Here is a 22,752-nt window from a genome sequence, read left to right on the forward strand (position 1 = left end):
GGTGGCCCGCTCACTCCTGCGGCGCCTCGAGTTCGCGCGGCGGCGCCTCCAGCGCCTCGGGCACCGTGCCGACGCCCTCGATCGCCGCCTGTTGCGCGTCGTCGAGCTCGCGCAGGTAGTGGGCGACGGCCGCGACGGCGACGGCGCCCTGCCCGACTGCCGCGCCGACCCGCTTGACCGATCCGGCGCGCACGTCGCCGGCCGCGAACACGCCGGGCACCGAGGTCTCGGACAGGTGCGGCCCGCGCTCGAGCAGCCACGGCTCAGGGAGCATCTCCGGGCGCCGGGAGACCTCGGCGTCGGTGAGGATGAAGCCGAACTCGTCCACTGCCAGCACGCCGCGCACCCATTCCGAGCAGGGCACCGTGCCGACCATGATGTGCATGCTGTTCGCCGGGATCGTCTCGGTGCCGCCGCCGGCGACCTCGAGCAGAACCACCTTCTCCAGCCGGCCGTAGCCGCGCACCTCGCCGACCTCGACGCCGGTCCGGACGCTGATCTTCCCGTTGTGCTCGATCTGCTCGGCCAGCCGGTCCGACATCCCGCCGCCGCGCAGCGACTCCTCGCGCACCACCAGCGTCACCGACCGCGCGTATGCGGCGAACTGGAGCGCCGCCTGGCCGGCCGGGTTGCCGGAGCCGGCCACGACCACGTCCTCGCCGGCGGCCTGCTTGGCCTCCGCCTCCGAGGAGCCGTAGTAGACCCCTGCGTTGTGCAGTTCCTCCACGCCCGGGGCGTCCAGGGCCCGCCAGGTCATGCCGGTGGCGATCAGCACCGTGCGCCCGACCAGCGACTTGCCGTCGTCCAGGGTGACCAGGTGCGCGTCACCGCCGGGCATCAGGCCGGTGGCCACCTTCGCCGCGCACCACTCCACGCCGAGCCGCCTGGCCTGGGCCAGCGCGCGATGGGCGAAGTCGGCGCCGGACAGGCCGGCCGGGAAGCCGAGGTAGTTCTCGATCCGGGGGCTGACCCCGGCCTGGCCGCCCGGGCAGTCGTCCTCGATCACGACCACGCTCATGCCCTCGCAGGCCCCGTAGACGGCCGCGGCCAGGCCGGCCGGCCCGCCGCCCACGATGATCAGGTCGTAGGACTGCCGGGTGGCCTCCTGGGTCAGGCCCAGGGTCTTGGCGAGTTCGGCGATGGAGGGATCGAACAGGCAGCGCCCGTCGTCGAGCAGCACTGTCGTCGGCGCCGGGGTGGGCAGGTTCAGATCCCGGGCCAGCGCCTGCGCCTCCGGGTCCTCGCCGAGATCCATCCAGGTGAACGGGACGAGGCTGCGGGTGAGGTAGTCCTTGACCGTGTAGGAGATCGCGGCGAAGCGGTGCCCGAGCACGGTCACCCCGATCTGCGCGGCCGCGTGCTCGGCGAACCACTCGCCGAGCAGGTCGTCCACGATCGGCAGGATCCGCTCCTCCAGCGGATAGGCGGGCAGCACCGCGTACCGGTCGGTCTGCGCCTGGTTGATCGCCTGGATCGCCGCGTCCGCCTGGTCCATCGTGGTCAGCAGCAGCCGCTTGGCCGTCGGCGCCGAGCCGCGGACGTGGCTGAACAGCTCGATCCCGGTGCCGTCGACCAGCCGGTGCGCGCTGACCGCGAGGGCCATGGCCGCGCCGGTGACGCTCAGGTGCGCGAGCACCTCGGCCGCCTCCCGCAGCCCGTTCGCGCCGTGCACCCGCGCGGCCGGGCCGAAGTGGCGGCGCAGACCCTCGACCGTCTCCTCGCGCTGGACCGGGTCGGAGTCGACGACCAAGACCGCGCAGGCGCGCTCGTTCAACCGACTGCCGACCTCGCTCATGGGACCGCCTCTCGTACAGGGGGACTGCGCAGGGGCCGAGCCTTACTCGGCCGACCGAGACTGGGAGCAGTCTCAGAGTAGGAAAACCACGGGATATGCGCGCGCTGATGACGCTCGGATTACGCCGGGCGGCGGGCGCTCAGCGGGCGTGCACGGTCACGAAGTCCCGGTCCGAGGGCGAGAAGTAGCGGTCGGCGGGCGGGTTGAAGTCCCACAGCTTCTGGGCCGCCGGGTGCTGCCCGTCCTGCAGCCCGTTGTAGGTCATGAACGAGGTCCAGTCCGGGTTGATGTCCAGCTCCATGCCGTAGACGGCGCCGGCCGCCTTAAGCAGCTTGGCCAGGGTGTAGACGGACAGCTGGTTGCCGCCGACGTAGACGATGTCTCCGTTGGCGGTCATGCCCACGCCCGAGCGGGCGATGTAGTACCAGCCCTTGATCGTGTAGCCCCAGTCCGCGCCGGATCCGTCCATCGGGCCGACCTTCAGCTCGCCCTGGTCGACGAGCAGGTTGAGGTTCTCCCGCACCGCGAACACGTCCGGACTCATCGTCTCGTCGCGCCCCCACTGGCCGATCTTGAGCGAGCCGTCGCGGTAGAACACCTCCGCAGCCTTGCCGTCCACCAGCGGGACCGCCTCGCGCCCGCCCTCGTAGAAGCCGCCCATCGCGTCGTCCGGATCCACCTTGAACCCGCCGTTCCAGGTGGCCACGAGCCGCGGGAGCACGTCCGAGGAGAGGTAGTCCGGCTCGTCCCAGGCGCCGCCGGGCTGCTGGTAGCCCGGGTTCAGGGTGAAGCGCAGCGCCTTCTGGTTGAGCCAGGCGACGTAGGCGAGGTCGGCGGTGTGGTCGGCGTCCGGGCGCAGCGCGGCCGACTCCACGATCGGGTTGCCCAGCGGGCCGACCACGGTCGGGGAGAACACGCCCTCCCCCGGGATCGTGCCGGCCGCGAACGGGACGATGTCGACGGGCCGGTCGCCCGGAGCGAGCTTGAGCCGGGCCCGGCCGGCCGCGTCGTCGCCCTTGGCGGCATCGCCGCGGGCCTTGAGCTGGGCCAGCTCGGAGGGGTCGAGCGTGCCGCCGGTGGCCGGCGGCGTGTAGCTCTCGTTCTCGAGCCAGGTCACGATCATGCTCATGTCGTGGTCGCGGGCCCACTCGGCCACCCGGGCGTTGAGCGGGTCGGTGCCCGGCGCGGTGAGGTAGGGCACCAGAGTGATCCCGATGTACCCGAACAGCAGCACGAACACGCCCAGGAGCCCGCGCCACAGGTACCGGCGCCGACGCGAGCGGCGCGGACCCTTGGGCCCGGCCGGCGGCTGGTCCGATCCGGGCGGCGGCGCGACGCTCAGTTCGAGGGCGGCGTGGGCGTCGTCGGCGGAGGCTTCGGGCTCGGGAAGCGGGTTCATCGGCCGTCCTAGGGCGTTTCCGGAGAATGCTGCCTATATGCATATGAATAGTCAGTCTACGGATAATCTGGACATAAAGCGGGGAAATCGTGCTCCGAAAAGGTGAAGCGCGGCATCCGACGGTGCGTCAGACGGCGTAAGCGCCGCGGCGGCGCGCACAGTACCCGCGGGGCGGCCCCACGGCCGCGCCCGAATCTGGGATGAGCGACGAGCCCTGCGATGGAGGCACACAGACCATGCCCCGCACCACCAATCTGGCCCTGGCCGCGGCGGGCACCGCGGCGGTCCTACTCGCCGCGGCCTGCGGCGTCGACACCCCGAGCGCCGCGGTCCAGAGCCCCGAGGCCGTCCCCCCGGCCGTGAGCGTCCGCGACGCCGGACGCACTCCCGATCCGGTCGACACGTCCGCATCGGCCCCCGGCTCCGCCGTCGTCGTCCCGCCCACGACCGTCTCCGCGAGCCCGACCACCCCGAGCGTGCCCGATCCCGGCGTCCTGCCGCAGACGGACGTGATGCCCGGGGATCAGGACCCGCAGTTCATCGCCGGGACGCAGGCGCTGTGGCGGGCGATCGTGCAGGACAACCCGGCGCTGGCCAAGCCCTTCTTCTTCCCGCGCTCCGCGTACCTCCAGGTCAAGGACATCGCGGACCCGGCGCAGGACTACCAGAACCGGCTGATGGCCTGGTACGACCTGGACATCAAGGCCGCGCACCAGCAGCTCGGCGCGGGCGCCGCGACCGCGAAGCTGGTGAGCGTGGCGGTGCCGAAGGCTCAGGCCGAGTGGATCCAGCCCGGCGTCGAGTACAACAAGGGCTCGTACTACCGCGTCTACGGCACCCGGCTGACCTACGAAGAGAACGGCCACACGGCGTCGTTCGGCATCTTCTCGCTGATCTCGTGGCGCGGTGAGTGGTACGTGGTCCACCTCGGCCCGAGCACGCGCCCGGCCATGCAAGGCATCGTCTACGAGCCGCAGAACTGACGACCCGTCGGCGGACGGCCTAGTTCAGGCGGCTGCTCCACACGTCGAAAGCCCGCACGAACTGGCCGGTCGTCGGCACGCCCGGCAGCGCGGCGGCGTTCATCTCGCCGAGGGCCGCGTTGCCGAGGCCGGACATGCGGGCCACCTCGTCGCAGAACGCGTCCTGGTCCTCGGGCCACGGGAAGCTCGGGTGCGCGATCATCAGCGCCACACATCCGTGCAGGCAGGTCAGCGCCCGCAGCGCGATCCGCTCCGGATCCCCCTGCAGCACCCCGGCTTCGATGCACGGCCTGGTGGCCTCGGCCAAGTGGCGCAGGCAGGCCTTCGCGGCCTCCTGCCCGGGCCGGGCGCCGGTGTCCCGGGGCCGTCCCATCATCAGCAGCCGGTATTGCACCGGGTGCTCGAGCCCGAAGCGCACGAACGCGCCCGCGCCGCGGCGCAGGCCCTGGAACGGATCCTCGGTCGCGTCGATCGCGGTCCGCATGTCCCGGCCCAGCTGCTCCCACACCCGCATGCAGACCGCGGCGACGAGCTCGTCCTTGTCGGCGAAGTGGCGGTAGACGGCCGGGGTGGTCACGCCCGTCCGCGCGGCCACCGCGCGCAGCGTGAGCACGGACGCGTCCTGCGCGCCGGCCAGCAGGCTCTCCGCCGCGACCAGGATCTCCTCACGGAGCAAGCCGCCCTCGCCGGGGCGGGTGCGTCGGCGTCTCGGCGTCTCGAGAACCATGCGCACAGTTGACGCGCGCTCAGTTGCCGTTGTCAACTTGACATCGTCAACCTCGCCGCGGCCGCGGCGCGCCGTTCGGAAGGCTGCCGATCGTGTCCGAGTTCCCCGCAGCGCAGCGCAGCGGCCTGCGCCTGTTCGAGCTCTACCGCGAGGGCGCGCTCGAACCGAGCGGCATCGCGGAACTGCTCGACCTCCGCTGCCCGGAGGTGGAGGAGGGGCGGATCGTGTTCACCGCGAAGTCCCGCCGCGACTTCGCCAACCCGCTCGGCATGCTGCACGGCGGGATAGCCGCCACTCTGCTCGACTCGGCGATGGGCTGCGCCGTGCACACGACGCTGCCGGCCGGCATGGTCTACACCTCGCTGGACATCTCCGTGCGCTACATCAGGGCCGGCGCCGTCGACGGCGGCGAACTGCGGGCCGAGGGCCGGGTCGTGCACCGGGGCCGGAAGATCCGCACCGCCGAGGCCACGCTGACCGACGAGCAGGGGCGGGTGCTGGCCACGGCCACCTCGTCGCTGATGATCATGGCGGCGCCGTCCAGCCACCCTGCGTCTGATGCCGCCGCGGAGTCCGAAGCGGCGGCGTAGCCTACGCCGAACCGGTTCGCCGGCCGACGAGCACGTACGTGGGGTACTCATCCTCGTCGGACTCGTGCACCGCGGCCTCCAGTCCCGCGTCTCGGAACGCCTCGACCGCGGCGCCTTCCTGCCGGTCGCTGATCTCGATGAGCACATGGCCGCCCGGCCGCAGCCAGCGCGGAGCACACGCCGCGACGCGTCGGAGCACGTCGAGACCGTCGGAGCCGCCGTCCAGCGCTACCAAGGGCTCGTACTCGCGCGCTTCCGAAGGCAGGTACTCGATCTCGGCGGTCGGGACGTAGGGCACGTTGGCGGTCAGCACACTCACCCGCCCGGCGAGCCGCTCCGGCAGCGGCATATCCAGGTCACCCGTATAGACGAACGCTTTGCGCTCGGCGATAAGCCCGGCGAGATTGCGACGCGCGCAATCGGTGGCCACCGGATCCACATCCGACGCGTGCAGTTCGAGCCGGCCGGCCAGCCCGTCCGCCAACGCCGCTCCCACCGCCCCCGCGCCGCAGCAGAGGTCCACCACCACCTCGTCGGGCGCGAGCAGCGCGCGAGCCACCTGCACGAGGTGCTCGGTGCGGCGCCGCGGCACGAAGACCCCCGGAGCGACGCCGATCCGCAGCCCGGCGAACTCGGCCCAGCCGAGGACGAGCTCCAACGGCTCCCCCGCGACCCGGCGGTCGACCATGCTCCCGAGTTCGGCCGGGTCCGAGGCCTGAGCCAGCAGGAGCTGCGCCTCCTCCTCGGCGAACACGCAGCCCGCCGCCCGCAGCCGCGTGACCACCGCGTCCATCCGCACCACGTCTCCGTCCGCCACGCCTCGACCCGCCACCCGTCTCTCCGCCACCCCTCTGTCCGCGCTGCGCAGCCCGCTCCGACCGCGTTCCCGTCCGGCGTCCCGGCAACCGGACCGAAACCCTATCGGACCGTACATCACCCGTCCGCCACGTCTACCGCCACCTGCTCAGGGCCCTGAGGTGAACGTAAGGTAACTTCAGCATTCATGAGCCTCTACACCGTCATCCGGCACCCGCACGTGCACCGGCGCCGGCACCACGGCCCGGTCCACTCCGCACACGAACACGTGGGTGTCAACGGCCGCATCGCCGCGTGGGTCACCCGGCGGGTCGGGTCGATGTGGACGGTCTACGGCTTCGCCGCCTTCACCTCGGTGTGGATGATCCTCGGCTCGGGCTCGCTGTACGGATTCGACCCCTACCCGTACCCCTTCCTGCTGTTCCTCGGCAACATCGTGCAGCTGCTGCTCATCTTCGTCATCCTGCTCGGCCAGCAGGTGCTCGGCCGCAGCGCGGACAAGCGGGCGCTGGCGACCTACCTGGACGCCGAGGCGATCCTGCACGACTGCGAGGAGATCCAGAACCACCTGATCGCCCAGGACGAGCACCTCGGCTCCTGCGTGGAGCTGAGCGAGGAGGACCGCAAGGAGCTGACGCTGGCGGCGGAGCGGCTCGAGGCGCCGGCCAAGATGGACGACGAGTACATCGGCCTCAACGGCCGCCTCGCCGCCTGGGTGACCCACCGCGTCGGCACCATGTCCGCGTTCTACGCCGCGACCGGCTTCCAGCTCGGCTGGATCCTGCTGGCGCAGCTGCACGTGATCACGTTCGACCCGTATCCGTACCCGTTCCTGCTGTTCATCTCCAGCCTCGCGCAGCTGCTGCTGATGTGCGTGATCATGGTCGGCCAGCAGGTGATAGGCCGCGCGGCGGACAAGCGGGCGCTGCAGACGTTCGTCGACGCCGAGGCCGTGCTGCAGGCCTGCGAACGCCTGCAGCACCACCTCAAGGCGCAGGATCTGGCCATCCGTCACGTCGTCACGCATATGGAGCAATGCCGCCCCGCCGCCGAGGAAGCCGCGGCGAAGTGGCCGGTGGGCTGAGCGCTCCGGGCGTGAGCACTCCGCCTCGCCGCCTAGCCCTCTGCGTCATTCTGACGAGCCGCCGGACTCCTCGCTCGTCGTCCCGACGCTGGATCCCTCGATCACCCGTGGCGGACCTCCGGCGTGCTCGCGGTTGTCCCACCCGAGCGTGATCCGAACGGCGGCCTTGGCGCGGGCGTCGGCGATCAGACTCACCGCCGCGCCGGCCGAGACGTCGATGTCGAGCCCGAACTCGATCTCCACCGTGTCCGGCTTCGCATGCCGCAGTCCCTCCCGCACCGACTCGGCGATACCGGAAACGGCCTCGGTGAACCCTTGCAGCGGCCTGGCGTCCTCAGGCGTCGGCACGACCTTCTTGTGCCTGAGCAGGCCCGCCCAGCCCCGGGGCGGCGCCCCCGGCGGCATGTCGGGGGCAGTGCCGGCCGGGGACGGCGTCCACTGATCCGGGACGGCCGGTTGGTACGGCGCGGGCGGAGGCGGCGGAGCGCCGGTAGCGGGCAGCGGCGGATACGGCCGGTCGTAAGCGTACGGCGACCCAGGAGCGGGAGGCGGCGGCATCGGTACGTCCATGTACATCACCGAGGACCCGGGTGATGGTGCACTCTCGTATGACGGCGGCGGAGCGTCCCACGGCGCGGGCGGGGCCGGCAGTTCGGGCTCCTCGTCGTCCTCCACCCGAATCCACACGACCTGCCCGCTTGGCAGCTTCATCGGCATCGCCGTGCCCTTGCGCGCCATGCTCCCCCGCCCTTCCGACCGAGACGTAATACCGGTTCGAACCCAGAGATCGTCCGACCGTACCCGGCCGGCCGGGCACGATCCTAAGGGTCCGACAGCGGACTGGGCGCCGCTCGTGCGCCTTCTGTCGGTGGGCGACTCTATGCTGGCCATCTGATGGATCATCACCGACGGCGGCCCGGGGCCGGTCACCGTCGGCAGAGGGGAACGGAGCGACCCATGGACTTCCGCGCACACAACCGCGCCGCGCTCGACCTGTGCCAGCAGGTGGCCGACCGCCTGCGCCCGGACGACCACCTCGACCAGCCCACGCCGTGCCCGCCTTGGTCGGTGCGCGAGCTGTTGTGCCACATGGTGGGCCAGCACCTGCGCTTCGCCGCCGTGGCCCGCGGCGAGGACCCGGAGTCGGCCGCCCCGGTCCAGGGCCCGCCGCTCGGCGCCGACCCGGCGGCCACGCTGCGCGAGTCCGCGGAGATCCTGACGAAGTCGTTCGCCGAAGTGGATGAGACGGCCAGCGTGCTGCTGCCGGAGATCGGCCGTCCGGTCCCGCTCGGCGCGCTGATCTCCTTCCACTTCTTCGACTTCGTCGTGCACGCCTGGGACCTCGCCGTCTCGATCGAAGCCCCCTACAACCCGCCGGCCGAGCTCTCGGACCTGGCGTTCCAGGTGGGCCAGGTCATCCCGGACGCCTCCCGCGAGCCCGGCGGCTCCTTCGCCGCCAAGGTCCCCGTCGGCGGCGACGCCGACGCTCTCGCCCGCCTGCTCGGCCTGGCCGGCCGCGACCCGGACTGGATCGCGCCGACAGCCGGCTGACGGCCGGAGGTGCGTGACCCGGCTTTCCCCCCTAGCCCTGGCTTGATCTTCAGCCCTACACTCGCGCCCATGTCCGCACCGGCCGTCTCCGCCCCGTCCACGCCGCTGGCGCCGTGGTCTCGCCTCGCGATGCCCGCTTTCTTCCTGGTCAGCGGGCTCAACCTGCTGTTCGAGGCGGCCGGGCCGCACCTCGGTTTCGCGCTGACCAAGCCGCTGCTCATGCCGCTGCTGCTCGCCGGCGTCGTGGCCGCGTATGCGCTCGGCCGGCGTGGCGCGGTGGGCGCCGGGGCGCGCGGCGTCTCGAAGCTGCTGGTCGGCGCGCTCGTGGGCTCGTTCGTCGGCGACACGATGCTGTTGTTCAGCGGCACGCTCTTCCTCGTCGGCATGGCCGGCTTCGCCTGCGCGCACGTCTGCTATATACGGCTCTTCCTCGCGCCCGCGCGGCGTAATCCGGGGCGTCTGCGCGGCGCGCTGGCGGTTTACGGCGTCATCTGGGTCGCGCTCATCAGCAGCCTGTGGTCAGGTCTGGACTCGTCGATGCGCATACCCGTGGCCTGCTACAGCCTCCTGCTCGCGGGCATGGCCACCACGTCGTCCGGCGCGAGCCGACGCACCGGCCTCGGCGGCGCGCTGTTCCTGCTCTCGGACTCGATGATCGCCGCGCACCTGGCGCACTGGTCTACGCCGACCGGCACCGGCTTCGCGGTCATGGTGACCTACCTCGTAGGCCAGTACCTGCTAGTCACCGGCTCGCTGGCCCTGCCCCTGTCGGAATAGGCCGATCGCTCGCCACCAGCATCAGCGGACGGACAGGGGAGCTGCGTGGCCTATCTCGCGTTGATCAGGCACGGCGAGACCGCATGGAATCGGGAAGGGCGATTCACCGGCTGGGCTGACGAGCCGTTGACCGAGCGGGGCGAGGCCGACGCCCGGGCAGCGGGCCGGTCACTCGTACGGCTCGGGGCGCGTTGGCACGCGATACACACCTCGAGGCTTCGACGATCGGTGGCTACCGCAGAGTTCGCCTTCGCCGAACTGGGGGTTCCGCTTCCCGCCATGACCTCCCATTGGCGGCTGAACGAGCGGCACGTCGGCGACCTGGAGGGTGTATCCCACGAGGGCGTCACAGCGGCCCACGGCCCCGGCGCCGTCGATCGGTGGCGCTGGGGCTGGGATGTCCGACCGCCGGCGATCGCGCCGGACGACCCACGCCAGGTGGCCCACCGAGAGCGGTATCCCGAGGCGGGGGCCGAGCTGCCGGACGGCGAGTCGCTGCAGGACGTGATCGCGCGGGTGCGGCCGTGGCTCGACGAGGTGCTGGAACAGGTCGCCGCGGGACGCAACATCGCCGCCGTCACCCACGGGACGACCCTCAGAGCCTTGCGGATCATCATCGAAGCGACCACGCCGGAACAGGCACTCAGCCTCCGTCCACCGAACGGGGCCGTGGCCGTGTTCGAGCAGGTCGACTCCGGCGGCCTGCGTCTCCCGGATATCGGGCCGCTTTCCGATCAAACCGGCTGCTGAGAGCGTTCCAGCCAGTCGGCCAGCTCCTGTCGGCGCCGATCGAAGCGCTCTTGTACGCCGCGAGTGGTGTGGGCGCTGTGGGAGAACGCGTCGATCGGTATCGAATCGTGCGCCGTCACCAGGCGAATCGTCCACCCCGCCCCGCTCGAGGAACGGCCGACGTCGAGCCCTTTGACGTCGCTCATCGCTACAGCGCGCGTGCTCGAGATATTGCGAATAACCAGTTCCCTGTCGGTCGCCACGAGCTTCACCAGACTCACGCGGTAGATGAACATGCCCAGGCCGGCGAGAAGGAACAGCCCGCGCACCACGCTCAGAGCAGACCCTTCGTAAATCGAATCCGCCATGTCGGCGATCACCGTGAGGGCGAAAAACGCCCACCAATACACTCGGGCAGGATTGCGGAACGTCAACGACGGACGCGACACCTCAGCAGCCACGCACCCACCATCTCAGAAGACGACGATGGCGTGAAGACGTTCCCCGTCTCCGGCTCGGCTCCCGCCTCACCCGGGTCCGGCCCTCGCCTCGGCTCGCTGGTTGCGGCGACGAGTGCAATGGCCGAGCCTGAACACATGACGGTTCACGAACTGGTCGCCGCCGCGCAGCAGCGTGGTTTCGCGGCCCGCCCGAAGGTCGCCGGCTTCCCCTACCTCGCCGAGGCGCTGCGCGCCGGCGGCGTCCTGCGCCACGAGTTCCTCGTGCCGACCGCGACCAGCCTGTTCACGACGACTGCGGGCAGCGCCGTGATCCCCTCGGGTGCCCCCGTCGTCACCGAGCCGAGCGACGTGCCGTCGTGGGACCAGCCCGCCCTGGTCGCCGCGATCGAGGCCGACAAGCAGGGCGGGGAGTTCCCCGCGTTCGTCGCGGCCTGCTGGAAGGCGGGCGTCGTACGCTGGATCATCGACACCGCTGAGCGTACGTGCACGTACCTGGGCGCCGATGGAGCGCAGTACGTCGAGAACTATCCGGCGGTCGAGCTTCCCTGAGCCCTCCGCGTCCCGCGGAGCTCACCACTTCTCCCCCAACGCGTCGCGCATCCCGATCCGCGCGATCCACTTCTCCACGTTCCGCCACGGCTCCGGGCTCTCGCGGAAGCACGGCCACGTCCTCGTCCAGGTGTGGGCGCGCATCACCATCGTCAGACGCATGGCCAGGTTCGCGGCAGCTTCGAGCTGGCGCTGCGTCAGCCGGCCGTCGTCCTGCCACGCCTCGAGGTACGCCGCACGCAGCTGCGCGGCCGCGGCGGCGTCGACGGGCTGGCCGAGGAAACCCGGGAGCGCGCGGAGCGGGATGAACAGTGAGCCGAAGGGGTGGGCGACGCAGGCGTCTCCCCAGTCGAACGGGCGCGCGTCCGGTCCCGTGCCGAGGATGTTGCCCGGGTGCAGGTCCTGGTGATCGATGGACGCACGCACGCCGACGGCCTCGAGCTCGTCGGCCCATGCCGCGAGCTCCGGCAGCCTCGCCTCCGCCGCAGTCACCACGTCCCGGTCGAGTATCCCGCTCGGCGCGTGGGCGACGATGTTCTCGAACAGGGCCGGGATGTTCCCCGGGCGGGCGTCGGGCAGGCCCAGCGCCAGCAGGTCGTCCACGCGGTCGCTCAGGACCCGCTGCAGTGCCGCATATCTGCGCATCGGGGGCAGCAGGTGCCCTACGTCCGGATCCTGTTTCAGTAGCGCGTCGAGGCGTTCGCCGACGTCCTCCGTGAGCGCCCAAGCGCGTTCCGTGTCGACCGCGAGCACGGGCGGCGCGTCGTTCGGCGACCAGCTCCGGAGCGCCGCGGCGAGCGCGGGCTCGAAGGCGGAGCGCGGCGGGTTGGCCTTGAACCAGAGGTCTCCCCCGGCCACGGGGACCCGCGCGACGACCGACCACATCCGGCCGCGCAGGCGGGCCGGGCCGCGGCGGACACGCCCGAGAGTTTCGCAGGCAGCGCCGATCCATACGTCCACGTCCGTCAACCATTGCCGGTCCTGCCAGGGCGCCGACCAGGACGCAGGTTGCGGAGCGTTGATATCCGATGACTCTAAACCGAACTGGTCCACAGGGTGAAGACTATGGTGGACCTGTGCAGGAGACGTTATGGGAATTCCCACCGGAGGACGGCGCCGCGCCGTCGTCCGCCTCCGCCCGGCCGGCGCCGGCCCCGGGCCCCGGCTACCGCCGGCGTGGGCTCGACCGGTGCCCGCTGTGCGAACAGCCGGTGGAGGTCTTCCCGCTCGCCCTCGGCTCGGGATTCGACGCGGTGGTGCCGGGCGAGTACCCGACCGCGCGGGTACCCGAGGACGCGGCCAGGCATATCGTGCGCGGCCGGTTGTGGCCGGGGCGCGATCCGGGCGGTTGGAGCCGGATCTGGCACCGGGCCGTGTGCCCGGAGGAGGCCACGCCGGAGGACGCCGAGCTGCTCGAGATGTGGCGGGCGCTGCGGGTGCGGCGCCGGGCCAGGTCCGAGGCCGCGCGACCGCCGGCTGCCCGGCCGCCGTCGCCCTGAGGCCCAACGGCCGTACGACCCTATAACCGCGCGCACGCCGTTCGCCGGATCCGCGCGCTGATCAGTGCTCCCGCACGCGGTGCCGGCCGGCCCTGGCCGCGCCCTGCGGCGCGGCCGGACCCGCCGTCCTGCCGCCGCGGCACGCGGAGGTCAGAGCTGCGCCATCACCTCGCTGGCGACGAGCTCGAGGTGCTCGAGGTCGGAGAGGTCGAGCACCTGGAGGTAGACCCGCTCGGTGCCGATCTCGGCAAACCGGCCGAGCTTCTCGACCACCTCGGCCGGCGACCCGGTCAGGCCGTTCTCCCGCAGCTCGTCCACCTCGCGGCCGATCGCCGCGGCGCGGCGGGCCACCTCGGCCTCGGTGCGGCCGCAGCACAGGACCTGGGCGATCGAGTGCGTCAAGGTCTTGGGGTCGCGCCCGGCCGCGCGGCAGGCCTCGTCCACGGTCTTGAACCGCTCGGCGGTCTCCGCCACCCCGATGAAGCCGGCGTTGAAGTCCGCGGCGTACTCGGCGGCCAGCCGCGGGGTGCGCTTGGCGCCGCCGCCGCCCACCACGACCGGCAGCGACCCGCCCTGCGCGGGCTTGGGCAGCGCCGGGCTGTCGGTGAGCGTGTAGTGCTTGCCGGAGAAGGAGAAGGTCTCGCCGACCTTGGTGGACCACATGCCGGTGACGATCTTCAGCTGCTCTTCCAGGTGCGACATCCGGTCGGCCGGGAAGGGGATGCCGTAGGCGGTGTGCTCCTGCTCGAACCAGCCCGCGCCCAGGCCGAGCTCCACCCGGCCGCCGGACATCGCGTCGACCTGTGCGACCTGGACGGCCAGCACGCCCGGGAGCCGGAAGGTGACCGGGGAGACGAGCGTGCCCAGCCGGATCCGCCGCGTCTCCCGGGCCAGCCCGGCCAGCGTGATCCAGGCGTCGGTCGGACCGGGCAGGCCGTCGACCGAACCCATCTTCAGATAGTGGTCGGAACGGAAGAACCCGTCGAAGCCCAGGTCCTCGGCGGCCTTGGCGACCGCCAGCAGCGTCTCGTACGCCGCGCCCTGCTGGGGCTCGGTGAAAATGCGAAGATCCATGGGCCCATCCTTCCACCGCGGCGGGCCGGTGCCGCGCCAAGTGCCGTATCAGCGCGCGGGAGCGGCGAACTCGGGGTCGATCTGCAGCGTGACGTCGGCGCCGGCCGCGCGGTTGGCCCAGGCCAGCGCGTTCTTGGCGTGGAAGAGGTGGGCGAGCGAGGTCATCCGGGCCGGGTCACGCACGCTGGCGTCCACCTCGGCCAGCATCCGGCCGAGCAGCTCCCGCCCGGCCGGCTCGAAGGCCTCGAAGGGCTGGGCCTGGCCGCGGTCCAGTGCCCTGATGTAGCGCGAGTCGCCCATCCAGCCGACCAGCGCCTCGCCGATCTCCGCGCGCAGGAACGCCTCGTCCTCGGCGTCCACGACCTTGTTGCCGAGCACTCGGACGGCGATACCGTATTCGGCCGCGTACTCGACGTACTGACGGTAGACCGAGACCGACTTGCGGGTCGGTTCGACCACCAGGAAGGTGACGTCGAAGCGGGTGAACAGGCCGGAGGCGAACGCGTCGGCCCCGGCGGTCATGTCGAGCACCACGTACTCGCCCGGGCCGTCGACGAGGTGGTTGAGGTAGAGCTCTGCGGCGCCGACCTTGGCGTGGTAGCAGGAGACGCCGAGGTCCTGCTCGGCGAAGGCCCCGGTGACCATGAGCCGGACGCCGGAGAGCTCGCCGCGCAGGTCCAGCGCACACCACTCGTCCAGCGGGGAGCGCTCGGCGAAGCGGATCAGCCGGGAACCGGATCCGGGCGGCGTGGTCTTGATCATCTGCTCGGCGGAGGCGATACGCGGGTTGTCTCCGCGCAGGTACTCCTTGATCTCCGGCAGCACCGCGCTCATCGGGGCCAGGTCGTCGAGCTGCCGGCCGGTCAGCCCGAGCGCGGCGCCGAGGTGCTGGTTGATGTCGGCGTCGACGGCCACCACCGGGCGGCCGAGCCGAGCGAGCTCTCGGATGAACACCGCCGAGAGCGTCGTCTTGCCGCTGCCGCCCTTGCCCACGAACGCGATCCGCACGGCGCCGTACCTCCATCATGCCGGGATTGCGGGAATTGTGGCACCGGAGGCTGACGCCCTGTCAACGCGCGCTCGGCCGAACGGGTGCACGTGACCACCTCACGTGCACGCCGTTCCCTCGTTCAGCCGAGCAGCGCGCACACCCGTGCGATGGCGAAGGCGTAGCCCTGCACACCGCAGCCGGCAATCACGCCGTCGGCCACCGAAGAGACATAAGAGTGGTGCCGGAAGGGCTCGCGCTTGTGGATGTTCGAGATGTGCACCTCGACCACCGGCTTGCCGTCGAGCGCTGCGAGGGCGTCGTGCAGGGCGACGGAAGTGTGGCTGTAGCCGGCCGGGTTGATCACCACGCCGACGTGCGCTTCCCGGGCCTCCTGGATCCAGTCGATCAGGACGCCCTCGTGGTTGGACTGGCGGAAGTCGACCGTGCGGCCGTAGCCGGACGCGGTCTTGACGCAGAGCGCTTCGACGTCCGAGAGCCGATCGTGGCCGTAGATGTGCGGTTCGCGGACGCCGAGCAGGTTCAGATTCGGGCCGTTGAGGACCAGGATCGGCGCGGACGTGGTCGGGATGTGGGGTGCAGAGGTCACGATCGCCCATCTTGCCGCAGCCTTGTCCCGGCCGTCGCCGCTAGACTGCGCGGCCGACGGAATTCACCGGCACGGAGGGAAGATCGCCATGAGCAGCCTGTACGAGCACATCGCGCATCCGCACATCTCGGCTCGCAAAGCCGCGGGACCGGTCAAGGTCGCCGAACAACACGACATCGGCAGCCCGGTCGCCCGCTTCAACACCCATCTCGCCATCTGGATCACCAAGGTCGTCGGCAGCATGTGGTGCGCCTACGTCTTCGGCATCATGGACCTGTTCAGCCTGCCCAGCGCGATACGCGGCGGCGAAGGCACCCTCATAGCCTGGATCGCCCAGACGTTCCTGCAGCTGGTCCTGCTCTCCATCATCATGGTCGGCCAGAACGTGCAGGCCGAAGCTGCGGACAAGCGGGCCGAGGCCACCTATCACGACGTCACCGCGCTGCTGCACGAGAACGCCCAGCTGCAGGCCCACCTCGTGGCCCAGGACAAGCTGCTGACGATGATGGCTCAGAAGCTCGGGCTCGAGCCGGTGCCGGTGATCGACCTGCCCGAAGGCGTGGACGTCGAGGCCGCGGACGCGCCGCCGGCCGCCCCGGCCGAATAGCCGGCGCCGCCGCCGGGCGCCGACGCCGGGCGCCGACGCGGGCGCGACCGGCGAGAAAGCATGCTGACGCAGGCTGCGACGAGCGGCTAGTGTCTCACTCCATGAACACCCTCAACGAAATCGCCGACGACTACGTCGAGCGTGTGGCCGCGCTCGAACCGATCCTCGCCACCTACACGGGTATCGTCGGGCACGATGACCGTCTGCCCGACCTCTCGGTCGACGGCTTCAACGAGCGGGCGGAGCTCGACCGCGCGACCCTCGCCGCGGTCGAGTCCGTCGCCGCCGAGACGCCGAGCGACAAGGTCGCCAAGCTCGCCATGATCGAGCGGCTCGGCCTGGCCGTGGAGGCGCACGACGCGGGGGACGACACCCGCCAGCTCAACGTGATCGCGTCGTACGCGCAGGCCGTGCGCCAGGGCTTCGACCTGATGCCGACCGAGGGCGAGACGGCGCAGGCCAACATCGCCAAGCGGATGGCCGCGGTGCCCGAGGCCTTCCGGCAGTGGTCCCAGACGCTGCTGGCCGCGGCCCGGGACGGACGGGTGCCGACCGCGCGGCAGGTGCGCGAGGTGGCCATCCAGTGCGAGAACTACGCCAAGCCCGGGGGCGGCTTCTACGCGTCGCTGGCCGCCCGGCTCGGTGCCGACGGCGCCCTGCGCGCCGACCTCGACCGGGGGGCCGCGGCCGCCGAGCAGGCCACCCTCGAGCTCGGCGCGTTCCTCCGGTCCGAGCTGCTGCCCCTGGCCGAGCCGGAGGACGCGGTGGGCCGGGAGCGGTACGCGCGCGCGTCCCGGGAGTTCCTCGGTGCCGAGATCGACCTCGACGAGGCCTACGCGTGGGGCTGGGGCGAGGTGGCCCGGCTGGACGCGGAGCAGCGCCGGGTGGCCGGGAAGATCAAGGCGGACGCCTCGGGTATGGAGGCGATGGAGCTGCTCGACGCCGACCCGGCCCGCCGGATCGCCGGCCGGGAGAACTTCCGGGCCTGGATGCAGGACCTGGCCGAGCGCACGATCGACGAGCTGCACGGGGTGCACTTCGAGATCCCCGAGCCGGCTCGGCGGATCGAGGCCTGTCTCGCCCCGACCGGCGACGGCGGGGTCTACTACACCGGTCCGAGCGAGGACTGGAGCCGGCCGGGCCGGATGTGGTGGGCGGTGCCGGAGGGCATCGACGAGTTCTCCACCTGGCAGGAGGTCACCACGGTCTACCACGAGGGTGTGCCCGGCCACCACCTGCAGGTCTCGGCCGCGGTGCACCAGCAGGAGAAGCTCAACCGCTGGCAGCGGCTGCTGTGCTGGGTCTCCGGCCACGGCGAGGGCTGGGCGCTCTACTCCGAGCGGCTGATGGAAGAGCTCGGATACCTCCAGGATCCGGGCGCGCACCTGGGCATGCTGGACATGCAGATGCTCCGGGCCGCGCGGGTCGTGGTCGACCTCGGCGTGCACCTGCGGCTGCCGATCCCGGCGGGCACCGGCTGGCGCGAGGGCGAGGTCTGGAACGCCGATCTGGCCTGGGAGTTCCTGCGCTCGCACTCGCGGATGGACGACGCGAACCTGCGGTTCGAGCTCAACCGCTACCTCGGCTGGCCGGGCCAGGCGCCCTCGTACAAGCTGGGCGAGAAGATCTGGCTCGAGGCCCGGGACCAGGCCAAGGCGCGCAAGGGTTCCGCCTTCAGCCTCAAGGAGTTCCACGACCAGGCGCTGGCCCTCGGCTCGCTCGGCCTCGACCCGCTGCAGAAGGTGCTGGCCGAGCTGTAGCGGCCCGGCCCGGCCCGCTCAGCCGAGCGGAAGCCGGTGCAGCAGGCTCCAGCGGTCGCCGTCGAAGACGAGCAGGTCGACGGCGACCGCGCGGGCTTCCAGCGGCAGCGACGCCTCGACGGCGGCCTGCGCCTCGTCGTACTCGTCATCGCCCTCGGCGTCGATGAGCACGGTCAGATGCGGGGTCGAGTCCTCATACTTGCCCTGATAGGGCGGATAGTGCGGCCAGGCGCGGTAGACCGCGTCGGTCATCGCCCGGAACGTGCGCTCCGGCTCCGGCTTGAGGTAGAGCACTGTCGGGAACCGTCCGGTCTGCGCGAACCGGACGTCGAAGGCCTCGAATCCGCGGAACAGCCCGGCCAGACTCTCGATCACGGCCTCGTCGATCTGATCGGCCGGCAGGAACGGCACCAGCACGGTCACGTGCGCGCCGATGCCGTCGTGCGGTCCGCGCTCGAACCAGTTCTCGATGTGCGGCCCGATCTCGGGCAGGCCGACCAGCAGTGCGGTGTCGCCCGCGACGTGGTCGGTTTCGGCACTGTGCGGGGCATCCCGGCCGGGCGGGGGCTCAGGTACGATCATGCCCTGATATTCCCACATCGTCTCGGTGCGCAGAAGGGCTCAACGCGCGGAACGTTTCAGCGCGCGGAGCACTCCGCGGCCCAGACCGTCTCGGAGCACACAGCGTCGCAGAGCCCAGAACGTCTCGGAGCACGCGGCGTCCTCAGAGCACGGAGGCGAGCCAGCGCTCCACGTTCGCGATGTGCACGGTGGACCAGGCCCGGGCGGCCTCGGCGTCGCGGGCCTCGATGGCGTCGAGGATGGCCGCGTGCTCGGCCAGGGTGCGCTCCATCGCGGCGGGCTCGGTCAGGCCGCGCCAGACCCGGGCCCGCATGGTCGGGGTGGAGAGCGAGTCGAGCAGCGAGCACAGCACGCGGTTGCCGGTGGCGGCGGTGATCCGGCGGTGGAACTCCAGGTCCGCGGCGATCAGCTTGTCGATGCCCTCGGCCGGGCCGGAGGTGCCGAGCAGCTCGCGCAGCTCCGCGACCTCCGCGGCGCCCATCCGGTGCGCGGCCAGCGCGGTGGCGGCGGGCTCGAGGATCCGGCGCACCGCGAGGAACTCGAGCACCTGGTCGTCCCGGTGGAAGTCCACGATGAAGCTCAGCGCCTCGAGCAGCAGCGGGGATTCCAGGCTGGTGACGTAGGTGCCGTCGCCCTGGCGCACGTCCAGGATGTTCATCAGGCTCAGTGCCTTGACGGCCTCGCGCAGCGAGTTGCGGGACAGGCCGAGATCGGTGGCCAGATCGGCCTCCTTGGGCAGCCGCTGGCCCGGACGCAGCGCGCCGGAGACGATCATCTCCTTGATCTTCTCGATCGCCTCGTCGGTGACCGCCATGATCCCGTGCCCCCTTCGCTTGAGGCTCGTCGAAAGCCGAGCTCCGGCGATGATCGTGCCGTGCGGAGCCTGAGCGCACACAGTAGGCGAAGCGGATCCGGGTGTCCACTCCCGGTGACCCGAACTCCTGCTCAGGCGGCCCTTTCGCCCAACGGCCGGATCCAGCGGCGCCAGTGGTCCTCGCGCTCGTAGCCGGCGGCCGCCCACGCCTTGCGGCCGGTTTCGTTGCGTTCGAGCACCATCGCGTCCACGCGTCGCCCGCCGAAGGATTCGAAACGCTGGTGGGCGGCTTCGAGCAGAGCCGAGGCGATGCCCTCGCGGCGCCGGTCCGGAGCCACCGCCAGCCGGTAGAGGTGGCAGCGCCAACCGTCGAACCCGGCGATGACGCTGCCGACGATCCGCTCTCCGTCGAAGGCCAGCAGCAGCGCGCCGGGGTCGCGTTCGATCAGGGTCCGCACACCCCGCGGGTCATCCGAGACGGACGTGCCCTCGGCCGCCGTGCGCCAGAACTCCAGTACCTCGGCCACCGCTTCCGGCTCGGCCGCGCGGATCGCAATCGTCACCATAACGGCCATCCCAGCACATCAGTGGTCGAATGACGAAGTCGTGCCCGCCAGACGAGACGCCCGGCGGGCACGCGGCGACGAGCTTCAGAGCCCCAGCGACTTCGCGATGATGGTGCGCATGATCTCCGAGGTGCCGCCGTACAGCCGCGAGACGCGGGTGTCGGCGTACAGGCGGGCGATCGGGTACTCGTTGATATAGCCGTAGCCGCCGTGCAGCTGGAGGCACTTGTCGATGATGCGCCCGGCCGCCTCGGTGCAGAACAGCTTGCACGCCGCGGCGTCGGCCGGGGTGAGCTTGCCCTGGTCGAACAGCTCCACCGCGCGGTCGGTCATCGCCTGCGCGGCCTGGTAGTCCGCCTCGCAGTCGGCGAGCACGAACTTCGTGTTCTGGAACGCGGCGACCGGCTGGCCGAACGCCTTGCGCTCCTTGACGTACGCGACGGCGAAGCCGATCGCCGCGGCGGCCTGCGCGGTGGAGCCGACGACGATGGCGAGGCGCTCCTCGACCAGGTTGTGGGTCAGGTACTTGAAGGCCTGTCCCTCCTCGCCGAGCAGATCCTCGACCGGGACCTTCACATCCTGGAAGGCGAGCTCCGCGGTGTCCGAGGTCTTCAGGCCGATCTTGTCGAGCTTCTTGCCGACGGTGTAGCCCGGGGACTTGGTGTCGACGAACAGGATGGACAGGCCGCCGCGGCGGTCCTCCGGCGTGGAAGGCGAGGTGCGCGCGACCACGAGCACGCGGTCGGCCAGCACGCCGCCGGAGATGAAGGTCTTGGCGCCGTTGAGGACGTAGTGCGTGCCGTCCGCGGAGAGCTTCGCGGTGGTGGATATGCCGGCCAGGTCCGAGCCGGTGCCGGGCTCGGTCATGGCGAGCGCGCCCATCATCTCGCCGGTGACGAACTTGGGCATCCAGCGCTGCTTCTGCTCCTCGGAGGCGAAGGAGAGCAGGTAGGGGCGGACCAGGTTGACGTGGATGCCCTCGGCCCCGAAGGTCACGCCCGCGCGGGAGGTCTCCTCCATGATGATGGCCTCGAACTTGTACGAGGTCTCCCCGGCGCCGCCGTACTCCTCGGGCACGTGGATGCCGTGCACGCCGAGCTCGCCGAGCCGGAGGTAGAAGTCGCGCGGCGGGTGGCCGGCCTTCTCCCACTCCGGGTAGGCCGGCACGACCTCGGACTCGATGAAGTCCCTGATCATGGCACGGAAGGCCTCGTGGTCCTCGTTGTAGATGCTCCGAAGCACCTTCGTACCCCTATCCTGTGGTCTCGCCTACTCATCGAACGCTCGTTAAGCTACTCGTGAGTAGCCCATGCTGTCCAGACCGGAGGTCCCCGTGGCCGCACGCCCCGCAGGCCACCAGTCCCTGCTCGCCGCCGCCTCGGCGCAGTTCGCCGAGCGGGGCTTCCACGCGGTCTCCATCCGCGAGATCGCGGCCGCGGCAGGGGTGAGCCTGTCCGCCCTCTACCACTATTACCCGGGCAAGCACGCGCTGCTCGCGGCGCTGCTGCACGAGGGGATGGACGACTACCAGGCCCGGTGCGACGAGGCCCTGGCCGAGGCCGGGCACGATCCGGCCCGCCGGCTGGCCGCCGTGGTGGGCGCGACGGTGCGCTACCGGGCCGAGCGCTCCGAGGCCAGCCTGCTGCTGATGAACGAGGCCCGCGCGCTCGAGCCGTCCGAGCGCGAGCGCTACCGCGACCGCCAGCGCCAGGCCAGCGACCGGTTCCGCGAGCCGATCGACGCGGGCGTCTCCGCCGGGATCTTCACCACGCCCTACCCCGACGACGTGCGGCGCACCATCATCGCCTCGTGCAACGCGGTGGCCCAGTGGTACCGCCCGGACGGGCCGGACTCCCTCGACGACCTGGTCGAGCGGCAGGTGTTCCTGGCCTACCGGCTGCTCGGGTACGAGCCGCGCAACCCCAACTCCCGGGCCGCCGCCGGCCGCGCGCGCCGGCCCTGAACGCCGACGACCGCCGCCGGCCGGAGCCGACGGCGGTCGCGGGCGGGTGCCGCGGGTGGGTCAGACCTTGAAGAACTCGCTCGTGCGCGCGTCCTTCATGCTGCCGCCCTCGCGCCGGACCCGGCGCAGCTCCTCGAGATTCTCGAGGCTCAGGGTGCCGTCGGGGCCGGTGGAAAGCTCGTTGAGGGTGTTCTCCTCGCCGGTCTTCTCCGGTGGGACGGTGCGCTTGACCGCGTAGGCGACGGCCGCCGCGAAGCCCGGCAGCCAGCCGGTCAACGCGCCGACCAGGGCCATGGTCGCGGCCTGGAGGGTCAGGATGTCGCCGGCCGGGCTGTGCGCGGTGACCGTGCCGAACGCTTCGCGCGCGGCGTGGCCGGCCGGGTGGTCGACGATGCCCGCGATCAGCCCGGCGAACGCGCCGGTGAGCGTGGCCATCGCCCAGACCCCGATGGTCAGGGACAGCTTCGCCCGCCGCAGCGCGAGGCCGCCGGCCAACGCGCGCACGCCGAGCAGGATGAGCAGGGGCCAGACGGCGTCGAGCACGATGGCGGCCGCCCAGGGGGCGCTGCCCCCGATCGCGGCCGAGCCGGTGGTCCAGTGGAACACCTGCAGAGTGCCGGCCAGCAGCGGCACCGTCTTCGCCCCGGCGTCCTTCGGCAGCGAGCTGATCGCGGAGTGGCTCCACGGGTTGCCGAGCCCGGCGGTGAGCGCGAGGGCGGTTCCGGCCGCCGCCGAGGCGATGCCCCAGCGGCGGCGCGGAGAGAGCGTGGACTGGTAGGTGCGTGCCATGGCCGGTGAGCCTGGCACGCACCCCCGCGCCCGACAAGG

At 71.5% G+C, this 22,752-nt stretch carries 26 protein-coding genes; 11 read left to right on the forward strand and 15 right to left on the reverse strand.

Features of this window, described 5'->3' with window-relative positions; all coding sequences use genetic code 11:
• Positions 1–10: 10 nt before the first annotated feature.
• Together ACTRO_RS09880 and ACTRO_RS09885 are read right to left on the reverse strand one after the other, a co-directional pair.
• The gene (locus tag ACTRO_RS09880) at positions 11–1,795 is read right to left on the reverse strand and encodes an NAD(P)/FAD-dependent oxidoreductase (protein ID WP_063627959.1); all 1,785 of its coding nucleotides are present in this window, start codon (positions 1,793–1,795) and stop codon (positions 11–13) included.
• A gap of 139 nt (positions 1,796–1,934) precedes the next feature.
• On the reverse strand, positions 1,935–3,194 hold the full coding sequence (locus ACTRO_RS09885; RefSeq protein ID WP_034262860.1) for a phosphodiester glycosidase family protein: 1,260 nt from the start codon (positions 3,192–3,194) through the stop codon (positions 1,935–1,937).
• Positions 3,195–3,430: 236 nt separating this feature from the next.
• Between ACTRO_RS09885 and ACTRO_RS09890 the strand changes: the two genes are divergently transcribed.
• Complete coding sequence (locus tag ACTRO_RS09890) at positions 3,431–4,177, forward strand: superantigen-like protein SSL4 (protein WP_034262862.1); 747 nt, start codon at positions 3,431–3,433, stop codon at positions 4,175–4,177.
• A gap of 19 nt (positions 4,178–4,196) precedes the next feature.
• Here the strand turns inward: ACTRO_RS09890 and ACTRO_RS09895 are convergent, their stop codons facing one another.
• Positions 4,197–4,904 (reverse strand): TetR/AcrR family transcriptional regulator, encoded by a 708-nt coding sequence (locus ACTRO_RS09895; protein WP_034262863.1) that lies wholly within the window; start codon positions 4,902–4,904, stop codon positions 4,197–4,199.
• A gap of 92 nt (positions 4,905–4,996) precedes the next feature.
• Here ACTRO_RS09895 and ACTRO_RS09900 point away from each other — a divergent pair, with 92 nt between their 5' ends.
• Positions 4,997–5,494 carry a PaaI family thioesterase gene (locus tag ACTRO_RS09900; protein ID WP_211244175.1) on the forward strand — a complete coding sequence of 166 codons (498 nt, stop codon included), beginning with the start codon at positions 4,997–4,999 and terminating at the stop codon, positions 5,492–5,494.
• Between the two features lies 1 nt (position 5,495).
• Here the strand turns inward: ACTRO_RS09900 and ACTRO_RS09905 are convergent, their stop codons facing one another.
• Positions 5,496–6,287, reverse strand: coding sequence for a putative protein N(5)-glutamine methyltransferase (locus ACTRO_RS09905; protein WP_034274059.1), 792 nt, complete (start codon positions 6,285–6,287; stop codon positions 5,496–5,498).
• 210 nt (positions 6,288–6,497) lie between these two features.
• On the opposite strand from ACTRO_RS09905, the gene ACTRO_RS43115 reads away from it, so the two are divergent.
• On the forward strand, positions 6,498–7,394 hold the full coding sequence (locus ACTRO_RS43115; RefSeq protein WP_051450593.1) for a DUF1003 domain-containing protein: 897 nt from the start codon (positions 6,498–6,500) through the stop codon (positions 7,392–7,394).
• A gap of 45 nt (positions 7,395–7,439) precedes the next feature.
• Here ACTRO_RS43115 and ACTRO_RS43120 read toward each other — a convergent pair whose 3' ends face one another.
• Positions 7,440–8,132: a CU044_2847 family protein gene (locus ACTRO_RS43120; protein WP_051450594.1), complete on the reverse strand. Its 693-nt coding sequence runs from the start codon at positions 8,130–8,132 to the stop codon at positions 7,440–7,442.
• Positions 8,133–8,351: 219 nt separating this feature from the next.
• On the opposite strand from ACTRO_RS43120, the gene ACTRO_RS09925 reads away from it, so the two are divergent.
• From ACTRO_RS09925 to ACTRO_RS09935, 3 genes are all read left to right on the forward strand, one after another.
• Complete coding sequence (locus ACTRO_RS09925; RefSeq protein WP_034262864.1) at positions 8,352–8,945, forward strand: TIGR03086 family metal-binding protein; 594 nt, start codon at positions 8,352–8,354, stop codon at positions 8,943–8,945.
• A gap of 69 nt (positions 8,946–9,014) precedes the next feature.
• Entirely contained in the window at positions 9,015–9,722 is a 708-nt protein-coding gene (locus tag ACTRO_RS09930) for a lysoplasmalogenase (RefSeq protein ID WP_051450595.1), read from the forward strand.
• A gap of 45 nt (positions 9,723–9,767) precedes the next feature.
• On the forward strand, positions 9,768–10,472 hold the full coding sequence (locus ACTRO_RS09935; protein WP_084316134.1) for a 2,3-bisphosphoglycerate-dependent phosphoglycerate mutase: 705 nt from the start codon (positions 9,768–9,770) through the stop codon (positions 10,470–10,472).
• Here ACTRO_RS09935 and ACTRO_RS09940 read toward each other — a convergent pair.
• Complete coding sequence (locus ACTRO_RS09940; protein WP_157436034.1) at positions 10,457–10,912, reverse strand: hypothetical protein; 456 nt, start codon at positions 10,910–10,912, stop codon at positions 10,457–10,459. The genes ACTRO_RS09935 and ACTRO_RS09940 overlap by 16 nt on opposite strands.
• Before the next feature lie 135 nt (positions 10,913–11,047).
• Between ACTRO_RS09940 and ACTRO_RS09945 the strand changes: the two genes are divergently transcribed.
• Entirely contained in the window at positions 11,048–11,461 is a 414-nt protein-coding gene (locus tag ACTRO_RS09945) for a DUF1398 family protein (RefSeq protein ID WP_034262866.1), read from the forward strand.
• A gap of 21 nt (positions 11,462–11,482) precedes the next feature.
• On the opposite strand, the gene ACTRO_RS09950 is transcribed toward ACTRO_RS09945, so the two are convergent.
• Positions 11,483–12,421 carry a phosphotransferase family protein gene (locus tag ACTRO_RS09950; RefSeq protein ID WP_157436036.1) on the reverse strand — a complete coding sequence of 313 codons (939 nt, stop codon included), beginning with the start codon at positions 12,419–12,421 and terminating at the stop codon, positions 11,483–11,485.
• A 116-nt stretch (positions 12,422–12,537) separates the two neighbouring features.
• Between ACTRO_RS09950 and ACTRO_RS09955 the strand changes: the two genes are divergently transcribed.
• Complete coding sequence (locus ACTRO_RS09955) at positions 12,538–12,960, forward strand: DUF6083 domain-containing protein (protein ID WP_034262867.1); 423 nt, start codon at positions 12,538–12,540, stop codon at positions 12,958–12,960.
• A 150-nt stretch (positions 12,961–13,110) separates the two neighbouring features.
• Here ACTRO_RS09955 and ACTRO_RS09960 read toward each other — a convergent pair whose 3' ends face one another.
• The 3 genes from ACTRO_RS09960 to aroQ form a co-directional block, all read right to left on the reverse strand.
• On the reverse strand, positions 13,111–14,034 hold the full coding sequence (locus ACTRO_RS09960; protein ID WP_034262868.1) for an LLM class F420-dependent oxidoreductase: 924 nt from the start codon (positions 14,032–14,034) through the stop codon (positions 13,111–13,113).
• Between the two features lie 48 nt (positions 14,035–14,082).
• Complete coding sequence (locus ACTRO_RS09965; RefSeq protein ID WP_034262869.1) at positions 14,083–15,042, reverse strand: ATP-binding protein; 960 nt, start codon at positions 15,040–15,042, stop codon at positions 14,083–14,085.
• Between the two features lie 122 nt (positions 15,043–15,164).
• Positions 15,165–15,632, reverse strand: coding sequence for a type II 3-dehydroquinate dehydratase (gene aroQ / locus ACTRO_RS09970; RefSeq protein ID WP_245594342.1), 468 nt, complete (start codon positions 15,630–15,632; stop codon positions 15,165–15,167).
• A gap of 88 nt (positions 15,633–15,720) precedes the next feature.
• On the opposite strand from aroQ, the gene ACTRO_RS43125 reads away from it, so the two are divergent.
• On the forward strand, positions 15,721–16,239 hold the full coding sequence (locus tag ACTRO_RS43125; protein WP_051450599.1) for a DUF1003 domain-containing protein: 519 nt from the start codon (positions 15,721–15,723) through the stop codon (positions 16,237–16,239).
• A gap of 101 nt (positions 16,240–16,340) precedes the next feature.
• Positions 16,341–17,999: a DUF885 domain-containing protein gene (locus ACTRO_RS09980; RefSeq protein WP_034262871.1), complete on the forward strand. Its 1,659-nt coding sequence runs from the start codon at positions 16,341–16,343 to the stop codon at positions 17,997–17,999.
• An 18-nt stretch (positions 18,000–18,017) separates the two neighbouring features.
• Here ACTRO_RS09980 and ACTRO_RS09985 read toward each other — a convergent pair whose 3' ends face one another.
• The 4 genes from ACTRO_RS09985 to ACTRO_RS10000 all read right to left on the reverse strand — a co-directional run bounded on the left by ACTRO_RS09985 (position 18,018) and on the right by ACTRO_RS10000 (position 21,203).
• Positions 18,018–18,581: a 2'-5' RNA ligase family protein gene (locus tag ACTRO_RS09985; protein WP_051450600.1), complete on the reverse strand. Its 564-nt coding sequence runs from the start codon at positions 18,579–18,581 to the stop codon at positions 18,018–18,020.
• Positions 18,582–18,723: 142 nt separating this feature from the next.
• A complete protein-coding gene (locus tag ACTRO_RS09990) occupies positions 18,724–19,395 on the reverse strand; it encodes a FadR/GntR family transcriptional regulator (protein WP_034262873.1) in 672 nt (223 codons plus the stop codon).
• Positions 19,396–19,526: 131 nt separating this feature from the next.
• Complete coding sequence (locus ACTRO_RS09995; RefSeq protein ID WP_034262875.1) at positions 19,527–19,961, reverse strand: GNAT family N-acetyltransferase; 435 nt, start codon at positions 19,959–19,961, stop codon at positions 19,527–19,529.
• A gap of 84 nt (positions 19,962–20,045) precedes the next feature.
• Entirely contained in the window at positions 20,046–21,203 is a 1,158-nt protein-coding gene (locus ACTRO_RS10000; RefSeq protein ID WP_034262877.1) for an acyl-CoA dehydrogenase family protein, read from the reverse strand.
• Between the two features lie 91 nt (positions 21,204–21,294).
• On the opposite strand from ACTRO_RS10000, the gene ACTRO_RS10005 reads away from it, so the two are divergent.
• Positions 21,295–21,924 (forward strand): TetR/AcrR family transcriptional regulator, encoded by a 630-nt coding sequence (locus ACTRO_RS10005; RefSeq protein ID WP_169739865.1) that lies wholly within the window; start codon positions 21,295–21,297, stop codon positions 21,922–21,924.
• A gap of 60 nt (positions 21,925–21,984) precedes the next feature.
• Here the strand turns inward: ACTRO_RS10005 and ACTRO_RS10010 are convergent, their stop codons facing one another.
• On the reverse strand, positions 21,985–22,713 hold the full coding sequence (locus ACTRO_RS10010; protein WP_034262879.1) for a hypothetical protein: 729 nt from the start codon (positions 22,711–22,713) through the stop codon (positions 21,985–21,987).
• Positions 22,714–22,752 lie beyond the last annotated feature (39 nt).

This window comes from Actinospica robiniae DSM 44927 (assembly GCF_000504285.1).
GTDB lineage: Bacteria > Actinomycetota > Actinomycetes > Streptomycetales > Catenulisporaceae > Actinospica > Actinospica robiniae.